Source organism: Pseudomonas sp. GW458-11-26-14-LB4 (assembly GCF_059423925.1).
Window position 1 is genome coordinate 99,404 of record NZ_JBWKYU010000005.1, and the last position, 14,216, is coordinate 113,619.

A 14,216-nucleotide genomic window follows, 5' to 3' on the forward strand; every position below is an offset into this window, starting at 1 on the left:
CCCTCTCCCTCCGGGAGAGGGTTGGTGTGAATCAAGGAGTCACGCATGTCCACCGAACAACTGTCGAAAACCCCGCTGCACGCTCTGCACATCGAACTCGGCGCCCGCATGGTGCCGTTCGCCGGCTACGACATGCCGGTGCAATACCCGCTGGGCGTGATGAAAGAACACCAGCACACCCGTGAGCAGGCCGGGCTGTTCGATGTCTCGCACATGGGCCAGATCCGCCTGACCGGCGCCAATGCCGCCAAAGCCCTGGAAACCCTGGTGCCGGTGGACATCATCGACCTGCCGGTGGGCATGCAGCGCTACGCGATGTTCACCAACGAAACCGGCGGCATCCTCGATGACCTGATGGTCGCCAACCTCGGCAATGACGAGCTGTTCCTGGTGGTCAACGCCGCGTGCAAGGACCAGGACCTGGCCCATCTGCAGAAACACATCGGCGACCAGTGCAAGATCGAGCAACTGTTCGAAGAACGCGCCCTGCTCGCCCTGCAAGGCCCGGCTGCCGTGACCGTGCTGGCGCGCCTGGCGCCGGAAGTGGCGAAAATGACTTTCATGCAATTCACCCGCGTGAAGCTGCTGGGCGTTGACTGCTTTGTCAGCCGTTCGGGCTACACCGGTGAAGACGGTTTCGAAATCTCGGTTCCGGCAGCCGACGCAGAAAAACTCGCCCGCGCCCTGCTGGCCGAACCGGAAGTCGCCGCCATCGGCCTCGGCGCCCGTGACTCGCTGCGCCTGGAAGCCGGCCTGTGCCTGTACGGCCACGACATGAACACCGAGACCACCCCGATCGAAGCCAGCCTGCTGTGGGCAATCTCCAAGCCTCGGCGTGCCGATGGTGCACGTGCCGGTGGTTTCCCGGGTGCAGAACAGGTCTTCGCTCAACAGCACAACGGCGTTCAGCGCAAACGCGTCGGCCTGCTGCCGCAAGAGCGTACGCCGGTCCGTGAAGGTGCAGAGATCGTCAACGACGCTGGCGAAATCGTCGGCAGCGTGTGCAGCGGCGGTTTCGGCCCGACCCTGGGCGGTCCGTTGGCCATGGGTTACCTGGACAGCGCCTACGTCGCACTCGACACGCCAGTTTGGGCGATTGTTCGTGGGAAAAAGGTGCCATTGCTTGTAAGCAAAATGCCATTTGTTCCACAACGCTACTATCGCGGTTGATTGACTGTTTCTATAAGTAACGCGATTGCGTTATGCGTGCACTAATGTGTAACGCGATCGCCATAAAACAGTGCACTCCGTTTACATTCGATTCGAATATGAACTTGGCTTATAACGTTCGAAAACAATTGAACAAGCCAATCGAATAAGCCGGACTAGTGGACCGACTAAGTGCCAGCAAGCGCAGGAAAACCGGGGCCTTCGCGGGGCTTGTTTTTTCTCCCGTAGTTGGCGTAGAGTTTGTCCACTGTGTTTGCATGGGTCAGCTTGGAATCGTGACCTGGGCAGTAGCCTACAAGTTAGCTACATCCCGTTCGACGTCTTCTTACTCTCCTGCAACCAGCCCCAGTACTCTTTCATGAGAAGGAGACTGTCATCAATTTATGCGTCAAAGGAAATAAGAAATGTCCACACGTCAGAGCGGTACCGTCAAGTGGTTTAACGACGAGAAAGGTTTTGGTTTTATCACTCCAGAAAGCGGTCCGGATCTGTTCGTGCATTTCCGCGCCATTCAGGGCAACGGCTTCAAGAGCCTGAAAGAAGGCCAGAAAGTGACCTTCGTTGCAGTGCAAGGCCAGAAAGGCATGCAAGCTGACGAAGTCATCGCAGAAGCCTGATTTCTGTTACGAAAAAGCCCCTGATATTGATATCAGGGGCTTTTTTGTGGGCGCAAATCCGTAAAATGGCGCTTCACTTCCCGTCCAGAGGCTGCCATGTCGAAACACCTGCTCACTCCCCAGGGCGATTTCCCCGCCGTCGGCCTCGGCCGTCGTCTGGCAGCGATGTTCTATGACTTTCTGCTGTGCACCGCCCTGCTGATCGTGACCGGTGGCGTCTACAAGATGATCCAGGCCGTGATCATCGGTGAGGAGCGTCTGCGGGTTCTGACCGACGCCGGGCAGCTGGATGGCGATCCGCTGTACTCCACGGTGCTGCTGCTGGTGTTGTTCGGCTTCTTCGCCAAGTTCTGGACTCACGCCGGGCAGACCCTGGGCATGCAGGTCTGGGGCATCCGCGTGCAGAACGCCGATGGCACGGCGATCAGCCTGTGGCAGGCGTTACTGCGGTTCATGGTGTCGATTGCGTCGTGGCTGTGTCTGGGCCTGGGTTTCTTCTGGTCGCTGTTCGATAAACAGAAACGCGCCTGGCATGACATCTACTCCGACACGCAGCTCGTGCGAATCCCGAAGAAAACCAAATAATCCTCCAGATGCAAAAACGCCCCGATCCAATCGGGGCGTTTTTGTTTGCGTCGCAAGGTCAGGCGTTGCCGGCCAGTTTCATGCGCGCGGCCTGAGTGAAATCGAGCATGCGCTTGAGCGGGCGGATCGCCTGAGGAATGAGAGCCGGGTCGACGAAGATCTCGTTCGAGCCCTCCTTCAGGCACTTGAGCGTGCGTTCAAGGGTGTTCATGGCCATCCACGGGCAATGTGCGCAACTGCGACACGCCGCGCCGTTACCGGCGGTTGGCGCTTCGATGAAGACCTTGTCCGGGCACAGCTGCTGCATCTTGTAGAAGATGCCGCGATCGGTGGCGACGATCAGGGTCTTGTTCGGCAGCGATTGCGCGGCGGCAATCAACTGACTGGTGGAGCCGACGGCGTCCGCCAGTTCGATCACCGAGGTCGGCGACTCCGGATGCACCAGAATGGCAGCGTCCGGGTACAGCGCTTTCATGTCTTCCAACTGCTTGGACTTGAACTCTTCGTGGACGATGCAGGCACCGTCCCAGAGCAGCATGTCGGCGCCGGTTTTACGCTGGATGTAGGTGCCCAGATGCTTGTCCGGGCCCCAGATAATGGTTTCGCCGTTGTCCATCAGGCTCTCGACGATTTCCAGTGCGCAACTGGAGGTCACTACCCAGTCGGCGCGGGCTTTGACCGCGGCCGAGGTGTTGGCATACACCACCACGGTGCGCTCCGGATGCTGATCGCAGAACGCCGAGAACTCGTCCACCGGACAACCCAGATCCAGCGAGCAGGTCGCTTCCAGGGTCGGCATCAGCACGCGCTTTTCAGGATTGAGAATCTTCGCGGTCTCGCCCATGAATTTCACGCCGGCGACCACCACGGTCTTGGCCGGATGGGCGTTGCCGAAGCGGGCCATTTCCAGGGAATCGGACACGCAACCGCCGGTTTCTTCGGCGAGTGCCTGGATGATCGGATCGCAATAAAAGTGGGCAACCAGCACCGCGTCCTGAGCCTTGAGCTCGGCGGCGATGGCGGAACGGTAATAAGCCTCTTCCTCGGCCGTCAGCGGCTTGGGCTGCTTGGCGTCGAGGTGGGCTTGTACCAGAAGGCGTTCGGAAATCTGCGTCATGTTCGCAAGACCTGCAGGCGCATTCGCGCGAAAGTCGAGTATACACCCGGCTCCGGACCGCTTGAGGGTACCGCCGGGAGAGTGAGTATTATCAGGCACGGACAGCATTGAAGCTGCGCAAGGCTACAGAATATCCCGTTGATACAAAAGATGATTCTGACCTGCGTCACGGCGGGAAGAAACGAAGGGAGGGATGCCCGAATCGCAGGCAAAAAAAAACCCGGAAATCCTCACTTTCGTGGGCCTTCCGGATTTTCTAAACCGCCAAATATGGTGGGTCGTGTGGGATTCGAACCTACGACCAATTGGTTAAAAGCCAACTGCTCTACCAACTGAGCTAACGACCCGCTGTGTGGTGGCGCGTATAATACTGATTTTTAAGGACTATTCAACACCTAATTTGAAAAAAATCAAAAATAAGGTGTCGGGTCGCTGATTCCGGCCGCCGCGAAGCCTTCTGCACGCAGTCGGCAGCTGTCGCATTTACCGCAAGCGCGGCCGTCATCGTCGGCCTGATAGCAGGAAACAGTCAGCCCGTAATCAACGCCAAGCTTCACGCCCGCCTGGACGATCTGCGCCTTGCTCAGGTTCTGCAGCGGTGCCTGGATGCGGAAACCATTGCCTTCGACGCCAGCCTTGGTTGCCAGATTGGCCATGCGCTCGAACGACTCGATGAACTCCGGACGGCAATCCGGGTAACCGGAGTAGTCCACCGCGTTGACGCCGATAAAGATGTCACGGGCGCCGAGCACTTCAGCCCAGCCCAGAGCCAGCGACAGGAAAACCGTGTTGCGCGCCGGCACGTAAGTCACCGGGATGCCTTCGCCCAGCTCTTCCGGGATATCGATGCTGGTGTCGGTCAGGGCCGAACCGCCCATACCGTTCAGGTTCAGGCCGATCACCTTGTGCTCGACCACACCCAGATCGCGGGCAACGCGAGCAGCGGCATTCAGTTCAGCGTGAGAACGCTGACCGTAATCGAAACTCATGGTGTAACAGGCGTAGCCTTCAGCGCGGGCCATGGCCACGACAGTGGCGGAATCCAGACCACCCGACAGCAGGATTACCGCACGTTTCTGGCTAGTGTTCAGTTGTTCAGTCATCTCAGCGCCCCGGCTCATCATTCCATAGATATTTATGCAGCTGCAGTTGCAGGCGCACTGGCAGGTTATCCGCCACCACCCAGTCCGCCAGATCCCGAGCGTTCAGGTCGTGGTGACTTGGAGAAAACAGCACTTCACCCGCACGTCGCTCAAGACCGTACTGGATCAGCTTCGATACCGCCCAGTCGTAGTCCTCCCTCGAGCAGATGACAAACTTCACCTGATCGTTGGGCGTCAGCAGTTCGATGTTCTCGTAACGGTTGCGATGGGCTTCTTTGGAGTCAGGCGTCTTCAGGTCGACCACCCGACTGACTCGCGGATCGACCGCCGAAATATCGAGGGCACCGCTGGTTTCCAGCGAGACTTCGTAGCCGGCATCGCACAACTGCTTGAGCAAAGGGATGGCATTGGGTTGTGCCAGCGGCTCACCGCCAGTGACGCAGACGTAGCGCGGGCGAAAGCCGGCCACTTGCTCGAGGATGTCGTCGAGGGTACGGATCGTGCCGCCGCTGAACGCGTAGGCGCTGTCACAGTATTGGCAACGCAATGGGCAACCGGTCAGGCGCACAAAAACTGTGGGCAGCCCGGCAGTCCGCGTTTCCCCCTGCAACGAGTAGAAAACTTCGGTGATTCTCAATGTGTCTTGCATAGTCGCCACGGGCGTAACAGCTAAACAGGCTGTCCGCCTCCGTCAGGCACTTCAGGCAACCCCGCCAACGCGTAGATCACCAGAAGCGTGTTTCATAAAAGGGCGTGAATTCTAACGAAAAAACCCGCGACAAGCGCGGGTTTCTTCCAAACGGGTCAAAGCTGTTACATGCGTTGCAGATCGCGCTGGGCCAATTGAGCGGCGGAGGTACCCGGATACTGGGCCACCACCTGCTGCAGAATGCCTTTGACCTTGTCGGTATGACCGAGGCGGCGTTCTACGTCAGCCAGCTTGTACAGCGAATCCGGCACTTTGGCGTGCTTGGGATACAGCTGCGAAACCTTGGCGAAAGCCTGACCTGCACCTTGCAGATCGCCTTTGGCCAGGTTCACTTCACCCAACCAGTACTGGGCGTTGCCCGCGTATTGGCTGTTCGGGTATTTACGCAGGAAAGCGGCAAACGCCTGGCTGGCCTTGTCGAAATCCTTGGCCTTGATCAGGTCGAAAGCTGCATCGTAATACAGCTTTTCCTTGGCCGGATCAGCCGGTTCGCCACCCGCAGCAGGTGCCTGGGCGGCAGCAGCGGCCCCGGCTCCAGCGGCGGCACCGGCAGCAGCACTTGCATCGCCACCGGCAGAAGAATTCTCGGGAGTCGCGGCAGGTGCAACGCCGGATCCTATGCGCCGATCAAGATCCTGGTATCGCTCCAGGGATTCCTGCTTCATGCGCGAAACTTGGTTCTGCAGCTCTTCGATCACGCCTTGCTGGCGCGATATCTGATCCTGCATTTGTTGCAGTTGGTTGAACAGCATGCCGTTTGCCGAGGCAGGGGCCGAAGCCGCTCCCCCGGCATAGGCGCCGTTCGTACCGTAACCTGCAGGCGGATAACTGCTCCCGCTATTGTTATAACCGGAGTTGTCATCGACCACAGGAACCGCAGCCCATGCCGCAAGCGGCGCGAGGCTGAGAGCCAGAACAGTTACAGCACGACGGCACGTTCGCATATCGAATTACTTACGCAGTTCGACGCGACGGTTTTGAGCCCAGGACTGCTCGTCGTTGCCGGTAGCAACTGGACGCTCTTCGCCGTAGGAAACCAGTTCCAGCTGAGCTGGGGAAACACCTTGCAGTACCAGGTAGCGCTGAACGGCTTTCGCACGACGCTCGCCCAGTGCCATGTTGTACTCACGAGTACCACGTTCGTCGGTGTTGCCTTCCAGAACAACGCGAGCGCCGTTTGCTTTCAGGTCTTTGGCGTGAACGTCCAGAGCGCGCATGGCTTCTGGCTTCAGGTCCGAGCTGTCGTATTCGAAGTAGAAGGTGGTGATTGCGCGCAGAGCAGCTTCTTCGCTCAGGGAACCGTCAACTGCACCAGTGTTTGCGCCGTAACCAGCGTTTGGATCAACAGCGCCTTCACCGGCGTTGTCGCCGCCTTTGGACGAGCAACCTACAGCTACAGCCATGGCCAGAGCCAGCGCAGCAAATTTACCAAACTTCAGCATTTCCATCGTGAAACTCCTAATGAACCCCAGTGTGTTAAGTAAAACGTAAAGCGCCGCGTCAGTTCAGGTAAGGGGACCAGGACGGTTCTCTGACTTCGCCTTGAGCGGTAGGAAGCGGGAGCCTCACGCGTCCATTAATGGACACGAGCATCAAGACTCCCCGGCCCTGCTGGCGGGTGGCGTAGATTACCATGGTGCCGTTGGGCGCAACAGTAGGCGACTCGTCCAGAGTGCTATCAGTGAGGATTTTTACACTTCCGCGCTGCAAATCCTGGGCCGCCACTTTGAAATTGGTGAAACCGTCCTGACGATGGATCATCACCAGGGTCTTTTCATCCGCCGAAAGCTTGGGGTTGGCGTTGTAGTTGCCCACGAACGTCACACGCTCGGCACCACCGCCACCGGCACTGGTCTTGTAGATCTGCGGCTTGCCACCACGGTCGGAGGTGAAGTAGATGGTCGAACCATCCTTGCCCCAGTACGGTTCGGTGTTGATGCCAGGACCTGCGGTCACACGGGTGATCTGACGCGAACCGAGGTTCATCACGTAGATGTCCGGGTTACCATCTTTCGACAGCACGAACGCCAGGCGATTGCCGTCCGGCGACCAGGCTGGCGCGCCATTCAGGCCTTCGAAGTTGGTGATCTGCTCGCGGCGACCGGTGTCGATGTTCTGCATGAAGATGCGCGGACGCTTCTGCTCGAACGACACGTAGGCGATACGCTTGCCGTCCGGTGCAAAACGCGGCGACAGGATCGGCTCGCGCGATTGCAGCAGGGTCACGGCGCGGGCGCCGTCATAGTCCGAGCGCTGCAGGGTGTAACGGGTGTTCTTCTCGGAGAAACGCTCGGCTGTGACGTACAGCAGGCGAGTCGAGAATGCACCTTTAATACCGGTCAGCTTTTCGAACGACTGATCGGAGATGAAGTGCGCCATGTCACGCAGTTGTTCGGTGGTACCGGACACACTGCCGTCAGCCACTTTCTGCTCGGTGGCGACGTTGAACAGAGCCCACTGCACCTGCAGACGGCCACCGGCCGGCGCGATGCTGCCGACCATCATGTATTGCGCGCCCACCGCCTTCCAGTCACGGAAGATGATTTCGCTCGGCTGGCTTGGCTGGCTGATCATGTTTTGCTTTGGAATCGGCGAGTAATAGCCCGAGTTGCGCAAATCGTTACCAATGATTTCAGCCATGTCATCCGGCAGGACGGCACCGCCCTGAAAACCGAACGGTACGACGGCGATCGGCGTTGCCCGATCGCTGCCGCTGGTGACCAGAATGTTCTTTTCATCCGCCATCGCGATCCCTGCCATGCAGCAGATCACGACCAGCATTCCTCGAAGAAGGTTTCTCACAAGGCTAGATCCTCAGGTGTGAATGTCATCTTGAATGAACGATACGGAGCGAAATCGCTCGGCTTCATTCCCTGCATTTCCGTCAAACGTCCAATATTCTTGACCGCTGCCACTGCCGACGCATCGAACGGACCGTCGCCACTGGACTTGGCCACGCTGACCGAAGTCACCGTACCGTCCGGCAACATGCCGATCTGCAGCACAACCGTCATGCCTTTGCGTGCCGAAGGTGGACGTGCCCAGCCTTCCGCTGCCCGCGCACGAATCAGGTCATCGAAACTGCCCGCGACTTCATCGCCCTGCTCATCGGCCAAGGCCTGCTGGCGCTGCGGCGTGTCGGAAAGCAAATCTGCCAGGGCCTGAGCCTTTTTGTCTTCGGCGGATTTACGTGCCGCGTCCTGCGCTTTCTTCTTCGCAGCATCGGCAGCAGCTTTCTTCTTCGCGTCTTCGGCGACTTTCTTCTTCGCCTCTTCAGCTTCAGCTTTCTTCTTGGCGTCTTCGGCGGCTTTCTTCTTCGCGTCTTCGACGATCTTCTTCTTGGCTTCTTCAGCGGCCGCTTTCTTGGCCTCTTCTTCAGCAGCCTTCTTGGCTTCTTCTTCGGCTTTCTTCTTGGCTATATCAGCCAATTGTTTCTCTTCTGCCTTCTTGGCTTCGGCGGCTTTCTTCGCGTCGTCGGCTTTCTTGGCTTCATCAGCCTTCTTCGCCTCGTCCGCTTTCTTCGCCTCATCGGCCTTCTTGGCTTCCTCGGCCTTTTGAGCCGCTTCTTCTTTCTTTTGTTCCGCAGCCTTCACCGCTTCCTGCTCGACCTTTTTCTGCTCCATCTGCTCGACTTCGGTCTGGCGTGCGGCGGATTTCTTCGCCTCACCCGCAATCTTCTGATTGGTCTGGGTGGTTGCCTGACTTTTCGATTTCAGCTGGTACAGGGTCGCTTGGACAATCGGCTTGGCCGGCGGCAGCTCCGGAGTCAGGGCGAAACTGACGAATAGCATGCCGAACACCAGCACGTGCAAGCCAATCGCCCAGACACTAGGCCAGAAGTAGCTTTCCGAGGCGGACGGCTCTCGCTGTTGCTGCATCAGGGCGCCTCGGTGATCAAGCCAACGTTACCGACCCCGGCTTTCTGCAACCCGCCCATGGCGCCCATGACGGAGCCATAATCGACGGACTTGTCGCCACGGATGAAGACCTGGGTACGCTTGCCGCCTTCAGTGCCGGCGCGAATGATCTTGGTCACCGCGTCGGTCATCTGTGGCAGGGTCATGGCCCGGTCCTGCTGCTTCTCGGTGTCGACTTCGCTGCCAAGGTTCCAGTAGTAGGTCTTGTCCGACTTGATCGAAATGGTCAGCACCTGGGTGTTGTTGTCCTGCGGCAAGGCTTCGCTGGAAACCTTGGGCAGATCCACTTTCACGCCCTGATTGAGCATCGGCGCAGTCACCATGAAGATGACCAGCAGCACCAGCATCACGTCGATGTAAGGCACTACGTTCATCTCGGCGACCGGCTTGCGCTTGTGTCGGGCTCGAGTGATTAAAGCCATCGGGAAATACCTGCTTATTCTTCGCTGGTGTGCACTTTGCGGTGCAGGATCGCCTGGAATTCATCGGCGAAGGTGTAGTAGCGGCTCAGCAAGGTTTCGCTGCGGGCAGAGAAACGGTTGTAAGCGATAACGGCCGGGATCGCGGCGAACAGACCGATCGCGGTGGCGATCAGGGCTTCGGCGATGCCGGGTGCGACGGTGGCCAGAGTGGCCTGCTGGGCGCTGGCCAGACCACGGAAGGAGTTCATGATCCCCCAGACGGTACCGAACAGACCGATGTACGGGCTGACGGAACCGACGGTGGCGAGGAACGGCAGGCTCTGCTCGAGCTTTTCTTCTTCACGGGAGATGGCGACGCGCATGGCACGGGCCACACCTTCCATTACCGCTTCAGGGTCGACACCTGGCTGCTGACGCAGACGGGAGAACTCCTTGAAGCCGGCACGGAAGATCTGCTCGACACCCGAATCCGGATCCGGGTTGCTGCCGGCCTGACGGTAGAGTTTGGACAGGTCGATACCCGACCAGAAGCGCTCTTCGAAGCTCTCCAGGGCACGTCGACCGGCGCGCAGCAGGTTGCTGCGCTGAAAGATCATGATCCATGAGGTCACCGATGCGGCTACCAGGGTCAACATTACCAACTGCACCACGATGCTGGCATTGCTGACCAGGCTCCACATGGAGGAATGGTCGACGACGTTAGCTTCCACGCTTTATCTCCTGCTTTGAGTGTGTACCCGTGCCGACCGCGTCGGCAAAGGCCGCACGCAGGTCTTCGGGAAGGGCCCGGGGTTTCAAACTGTTAGTGCGCACACAGGCCACCAGAAACTGCCCTTCGCAGAGCAGCACATAATCCGTTGCCCGCCTGACCTGCTGTCGAAAGCGCAGGCTGGCACGGTTCAATTCGATTACATCAGCGCTTACCAGAAGCTCGTCGTCCAGTCGCGCCGGCGCGTGATAACGCGCTTCGCTGGAATGCACGACGAACAACAGGTCCTCCCCTGCCAGCGCCGACTGGGCAAAGCCCAGCTCCCGGAGCCGCTCGGTTCGAGCCCGTTCCATAAACTTGAGGTAATTAACGTAATACACGATGCCGCCCGCATCGGTGTCCTCGTAATAAACGCGACAACGATGTGCGAACGGCTCAAGCCCGTTTTGCGCGCGCATACTCTAGTGCTTACTCCTCGGGTTGCCAATCCGGCCAGGCAACTGTTTTTCATTGTTCGAAGGCTTTACCGCAAAAGTACCGTCCTGAGACAGTACAAACGCTGAATAAATCGACAATAAATGTGTATTAATCGTCCACGGCATCGAGAAACTCGTCTACCACGGGCATCTCGCCCATTCGTGTCGGAATGTTTAAACCAAAATGCAGGTACGCGTGACGAGTAACCACCCTGCCCCGCGGCGTCCGCATGATGTAACCCTGCTGAATCAGATATGGCTCCAGCACGTCTTCAATGGTGTGGCGTTCTTCGCTGATCGCTGCCGCCAGACTGTCGATGCCCACCGGACCACCGTCGAATTTCTCGATCATGGTCAACAGCAGACGCCGGTCCTGATGATCGAAACCGTGCTCGTCGACATCCAGCAGATTAAGCGCCAGATCCGCGACAGCCTTGGTGATGTGGCCCTTCGCGCGGACTTCGGCGAAATCCCGCACCCGGCGCAACAGTCGGTTGGCGATCCGCGGCGTACCACGGGCGCGGCGGGCAATCTCGAACGACCCTTCCGGATCCAGCGGCAGGCCGAGGATGCTCGCCGAACGGCTGACAATCGTTGCCAGGTCTGCGGTGCTGTAGAACTCGAGACGCTGGACAATACCGAAACGGTCACGCAACGGGTTGGTCAGCATGCCCGCCCGCGTCGTCGCGCCAACCAGGGTGAACGGCGGCAGATCGAGCTTGATCGACCGCGCCGCCGGCCCTTCACCGATCATGATGTCGAGCTGGAAATCTTCCATCGCCGGGTACAGCACTTCTTCGACGATCGGCGAGAGGCGATGGATTTCATCGATGAACAGCACGTCGTGCGGCTCAAGGTTGGTCAACAGCGCCGCCAGATCCCCCGGACGTTCCAGCACCGGGCCGGACGTGCTCTTGATCGACACGCCCATTTCCTGGGCGATGATGTTCGCCAGCGTGGTTTTACCCAGCCCCGGCGGACCGAAGATCAGGGTGTGGTCGAGGGATTCGCTACGGCCACGGGCGGCCTGGATAAACAGTTCCATCTGCTCGCGAACGGTCGGCTGGCCGATGTATTCGGCCAGGCTGACGGGACGTATCGCCCGATCCTGGACTTCTTCGCGCTCACGCGGACTGTGCGTGGCGGCGATCAGACGATCAGCTTCAATCACTTAAATCATTCCCTTCAGGGCGCGTCGAATCATGTCTTCGCTGCTCAGGCCTTTCTCTTTGATCGCGGAAATCGCCTTGCTCGCTTCCTGTGGCTTGTAGCCCAGGGAAATCAGCGCGCTGACCGCATCGTTCTCGGCGGTATTGACCGGCGCCAGGCCGTCCGGCTGGTTCGGCACCAATGCGAACATGGCCGGCGAGGTTTCCCAGGCCTTGAAGCGATCCTTGAGTTCGACCAGCAGACGCTCGGCAGTTTTCTTGCCCACGCCCGGCACCTTGGTCAACGCCGAGGTGTCCTGGGACTGCACGCAGCGGATCAGTTCGTCGACTTCCAGACTCGACATCAAGGCCAGGGCCAGTTTCGGCCCCACACCATTGAGACGGATCAACTCGCGAAAAAAGTCTCGCTCACGCTTGCCGGCAAAACCATAGAGTAACTGCGCGTCTTCGCGTACGACCAAATGGGTGTGCAAGGTCAGCGGTTCACCGACCGACGGCAGACGATAAAGGGTGGTCATGGGCACTTCCAGCTCATACCCGAGGCCGTTTACATCCAGAATCAGGTGCGGCGGCTGTTTCTCAGCCAGAGTGCCGCGCAAGCGTCCAATCACGTTTCAGATCCTTGAGCGTTGGCCAGCCGTGGGCTGGCGACCGACAGAACATGGATTGACGGCCGACGACCCAGGCGCGAAATCCACATTCCGTGAAATTGACTGCTGATGCTATCAGAGACGCAGGCGCCCGCCACGACTGCGTGCTGTCCCCAGGCCGTGTGGCAACAGACTGGAGCGGGTGTGGGCGTGACAAATGGCAATCGCCAGGGCATCCGATGCGTCGATTTGCGGTTTGCTGGTCAGCTTGAGCATGTGCATGACCATCATCTGCACCTGCTCTTTATTGGCAGCGCCAGTTCCCACCACAGCCTGCTTGACCTGGGTGGCCGTGTACTCGGCGATTTCCAGGCTTTCTTCGGCGCCGGCAACGATAGCGGCCCCACGGGCCTGCCCGAGTTTCAGCGCCGAATCGGCGTTTTTCGCCATGAACACCTTTTCGATGCCCATGGTGACCGGGCCGTAGGTCTGGATGATTTCCCGCACGCCGCGATAGACGATCTGCAACCGCTCATGCAGCTCGCCGGCACCGGTGCGGATACAACCCGAGGCGACATAGATGCAGCCGCCGCGTCCGGTATCGCGAACAATGCCGTAACCGGTAATGCGCGAACCGGGGTCGATACCAAGAATTAAAGTCATAAGCCTGCTGGTTCGAAAAAACACAAAAACAAATGTGGGAGATTCCGGGTTTGAGGGAAAGCCTCAGACCCGGAATCTCCCACATTGAATCGTAGTCGCTCTCAACCGAGCTGAGCGGCCACGTCTTCCGGAATGTCCGCGTTGGAGTAGACGTTCTGCACGTCGTCCAGGTCTTCCAGCATGTCGATCAGCTTGAGCACCTTCTCCGCGCCCTCCAGATCCAGTTCGGCGCTGGTGGTCGGCTGCATGACGATTTCCGCGTCATCACCCTTGAAGCCGGCGGCTTCCAAGGCATTGCGTACCGCGTAGAAACTGGTGAACGAGGTGAACACGTCGATCGAGCCGTCTTCGTGGCTGACCACGTCGTCGGCATCGGCTTCCAGCGCCGCTTCCGTCAGTGCGTCTTCGTCGACGCCCGGGGCAAAGCTGATCTGACCCTTGCGTTCGAACAGATAGGCTACCGAACCGTCGGTACCAAGGTTGCCGCCACACTTGCTGAACGCGTGGCGAACAGCTGCTGCGGTGCGGTTGCGGTTGTCGGTCATGCACTCGACCATCACCGCCACGCCACCCGGGCCGTAACCTTCGTAGGTCAGCTCTTCAACGTTGTCGGCTTCGGTCGCGCCGGCGCCACGGGCCACGGCACGGTCGATGATGTCGCGGCTCATGTTGGCGCCCAGTGCCTTGTCCAGTGCCAGACGCAGACGCGGGTTGGAGCCCGGATCACCGCCGCCCTGACGGGCCGCCACGGTCAGCTCGCGGATCCACTTGGTGAAGATCTTGCCTCTCTTGGCATCCTGGCGTTCTTTGCGGTGCTTGATGTTCGCCCACTTGGAATGACCTGCCATAACTCGCTCCGAATTCTCTTGAACAATGCCCGCCATGCAAGTGCATCGGCCAGCAAAAAAATCTTGTTTTCAATCACTGCAGAAAGAAAAAAGGCGCATCCGAAGATGCGCCTTCAGGCCC

At 58.9% G+C, this 14,216-nt stretch carries 17 protein-coding genes and 1 tRNA gene; 3 read left to right on the forward strand and 15 right to left on the reverse strand.

Going from position 1 to position 14,216, the window contains the following annotated elements; all coding sequences use genetic code 11:
- Positions 1–45 precede the first annotated feature (45 nt).
- The 3 genes from gcvT to AC07XZ_RS08710 all read left to right on the forward strand — a co-directional run bounded on the left by gcvT (position 46) and on the right by AC07XZ_RS08710 (position 2,372).
- A complete protein-coding gene (gcvT, locus tag AC07XZ_RS08700; RefSeq protein ID WP_102687256.1) occupies positions 46–1,170 on the forward strand; it encodes a glycine cleavage system aminomethyltransferase GcvT in 1,125 nt (374 codons plus the stop codon).
- A gap of 404 nt (positions 1,171–1,574) precedes the next feature.
- Positions 1,575–1,787, forward strand: a complete 213-nt coding sequence (locus AC07XZ_RS08705; protein ID WP_007951194.1) for a cold-shock protein — start codon at positions 1,575–1,577, stop codon at positions 1,785–1,787.
- 96 nt (positions 1,788–1,883) lie between these two features.
- The gene (locus tag AC07XZ_RS08710; protein ID WP_102687255.1) at positions 1,884–2,372 is read left to right on the forward strand and encodes an RDD family protein; all 489 of its coding nucleotides are present in this window, start codon (positions 1,884–1,886) and stop codon (positions 2,370–2,372) included.
- 58 nt (positions 2,373–2,430) lie between these two features.
- Here the strand turns inward: AC07XZ_RS08710 and nadA are convergent, their stop codons facing one another.
- The 15 genes from nadA to AC07XZ_RS08785 all read right to left on the reverse strand — a co-directional run bounded on the left by nadA (position 2,431) and on the right by AC07XZ_RS08785 (position 14,095).
- Positions 2,431–3,489 (reverse strand): quinolinate synthase NadA, encoded by a 1,059-nt coding sequence (nadA, locus tag AC07XZ_RS08715; RefSeq protein ID WP_085689392.1) that lies wholly within the window; start codon positions 3,487–3,489, stop codon positions 2,431–2,433.
- 271 nt (positions 3,490–3,760) lie between these two features.
- A tRNA-Lys gene (locus AC07XZ_RS08720) sits at positions 3,761–3,836 on the reverse strand.
- Between the two features lie 63 nt (positions 3,837–3,899).
- Positions 3,900–4,592, reverse strand: coding sequence for a 7-cyano-7-deazaguanine synthase QueC (gene queC, locus AC07XZ_RS08725; protein ID WP_102687254.1), 693 nt, complete (start codon positions 4,590–4,592; stop codon positions 3,900–3,902).
- A gap of 1 nt (position 4,593) precedes the next feature.
- Entirely contained in the window at positions 4,594–5,241 is a 648-nt protein-coding gene (queE, locus tag AC07XZ_RS08730) for a 7-carboxy-7-deazaguanine synthase QueE (protein ID WP_007951198.1), read from the reverse strand.
- Positions 5,242–5,405: 164 nt separating this feature from the next.
- The gene (gene ybgF, locus AC07XZ_RS08735) at positions 5,406–6,245 is read right to left on the reverse strand and encodes a tol-pal system protein YbgF (RefSeq protein ID WP_007951199.1); all 840 of its coding nucleotides are present in this window, start codon (positions 6,243–6,245) and stop codon (positions 5,406–5,408) included.
- A 6-nt stretch (positions 6,246–6,251) separates the two neighbouring features.
- The gene (pal, locus tag AC07XZ_RS08740) at positions 6,252–6,749 is read right to left on the reverse strand and encodes a peptidoglycan-associated lipoprotein Pal (RefSeq protein ID WP_003178634.1); all 498 of its coding nucleotides are present in this window, start codon (positions 6,747–6,749) and stop codon (positions 6,252–6,254) included.
- A gap of 52 nt (positions 6,750–6,801) precedes the next feature.
- Entirely contained in the window at positions 6,802–8,082 is a 1,281-nt protein-coding gene (gene tolB, locus AC07XZ_RS08745; RefSeq protein ID WP_162831782.1) for a Tol-Pal system beta propeller repeat protein TolB, read from the reverse strand.
- A 17-nt stretch (positions 8,083–8,099) separates the two neighbouring features.
- The gene (gene tolA, locus AC07XZ_RS08750; RefSeq protein WP_011335641.1) at positions 8,100–9,179 is read right to left on the reverse strand and encodes a cell envelope integrity protein TolA; all 1,080 of its coding nucleotides are present in this window, start codon (positions 9,177–9,179) and stop codon (positions 8,100–8,102) included.
- Complete coding sequence (tolR, locus tag AC07XZ_RS08755) at positions 9,179–9,631, reverse strand: protein TolR (protein ID WP_162130475.1); 453 nt, start codon at positions 9,629–9,631, stop codon at positions 9,179–9,181. The genes tolA and tolR overlap by 1 nt, the downstream gene beginning before the upstream one ends.
- Before the next feature lie 23 nt (positions 9,632–9,654).
- Positions 9,655–10,350 carry a protein TolQ gene (tolQ, locus tag AC07XZ_RS08760; protein ID WP_007912733.1) on the reverse strand — a complete coding sequence of 232 codons (696 nt, stop codon included), beginning with the start codon at positions 10,348–10,350 and terminating at the stop codon, positions 9,655–9,657.
- A complete protein-coding gene (gene ybgC, locus AC07XZ_RS08765; RefSeq protein ID WP_102687253.1) occupies positions 10,340–10,807 on the reverse strand; it encodes a tol-pal system-associated acyl-CoA thioesterase in 468 nt (155 codons plus the stop codon). The genes tolQ and ybgC overlap by 11 nt, the downstream gene beginning before the upstream one ends.
- A 127-nt stretch (positions 10,808–10,934) precedes the next feature.
- Positions 10,935–11,996 carry a Holliday junction branch migration DNA helicase RuvB gene (ruvB, locus tag AC07XZ_RS08770; protein WP_085745203.1) on the reverse strand — a complete coding sequence of 354 codons (1,062 nt, stop codon included), beginning with the start codon at positions 11,994–11,996 and terminating at the stop codon, positions 10,935–10,937.
- Positions 11,997–12,605 carry a Holliday junction branch migration protein RuvA gene (gene ruvA, locus AC07XZ_RS08775; protein ID WP_102687252.1) on the reverse strand — a complete coding sequence of 203 codons (609 nt, stop codon included), beginning with the start codon at positions 12,603–12,605 and terminating at the stop codon, positions 11,997–11,999. It abuts the gene before it with no gap.
- Between the two features lie 114 nt (positions 12,606–12,719).
- On the reverse strand, positions 12,720–13,247 hold the full coding sequence (gene ruvC / locus AC07XZ_RS08780) for a crossover junction endodeoxyribonuclease RuvC (protein WP_007951206.1): 528 nt from the start codon (positions 13,245–13,247) through the stop codon (positions 12,720–12,722).
- Between the two features lie 101 nt (positions 13,248–13,348).
- Positions 13,349–14,095, reverse strand: coding sequence for a YebC/PmpR family DNA-binding transcriptional regulator (locus tag AC07XZ_RS08785; protein ID WP_003227527.1), 747 nt, complete (start codon positions 14,093–14,095; stop codon positions 13,349–13,351).
- Positions 14,096–14,216 lie beyond the last annotated feature (121 nt).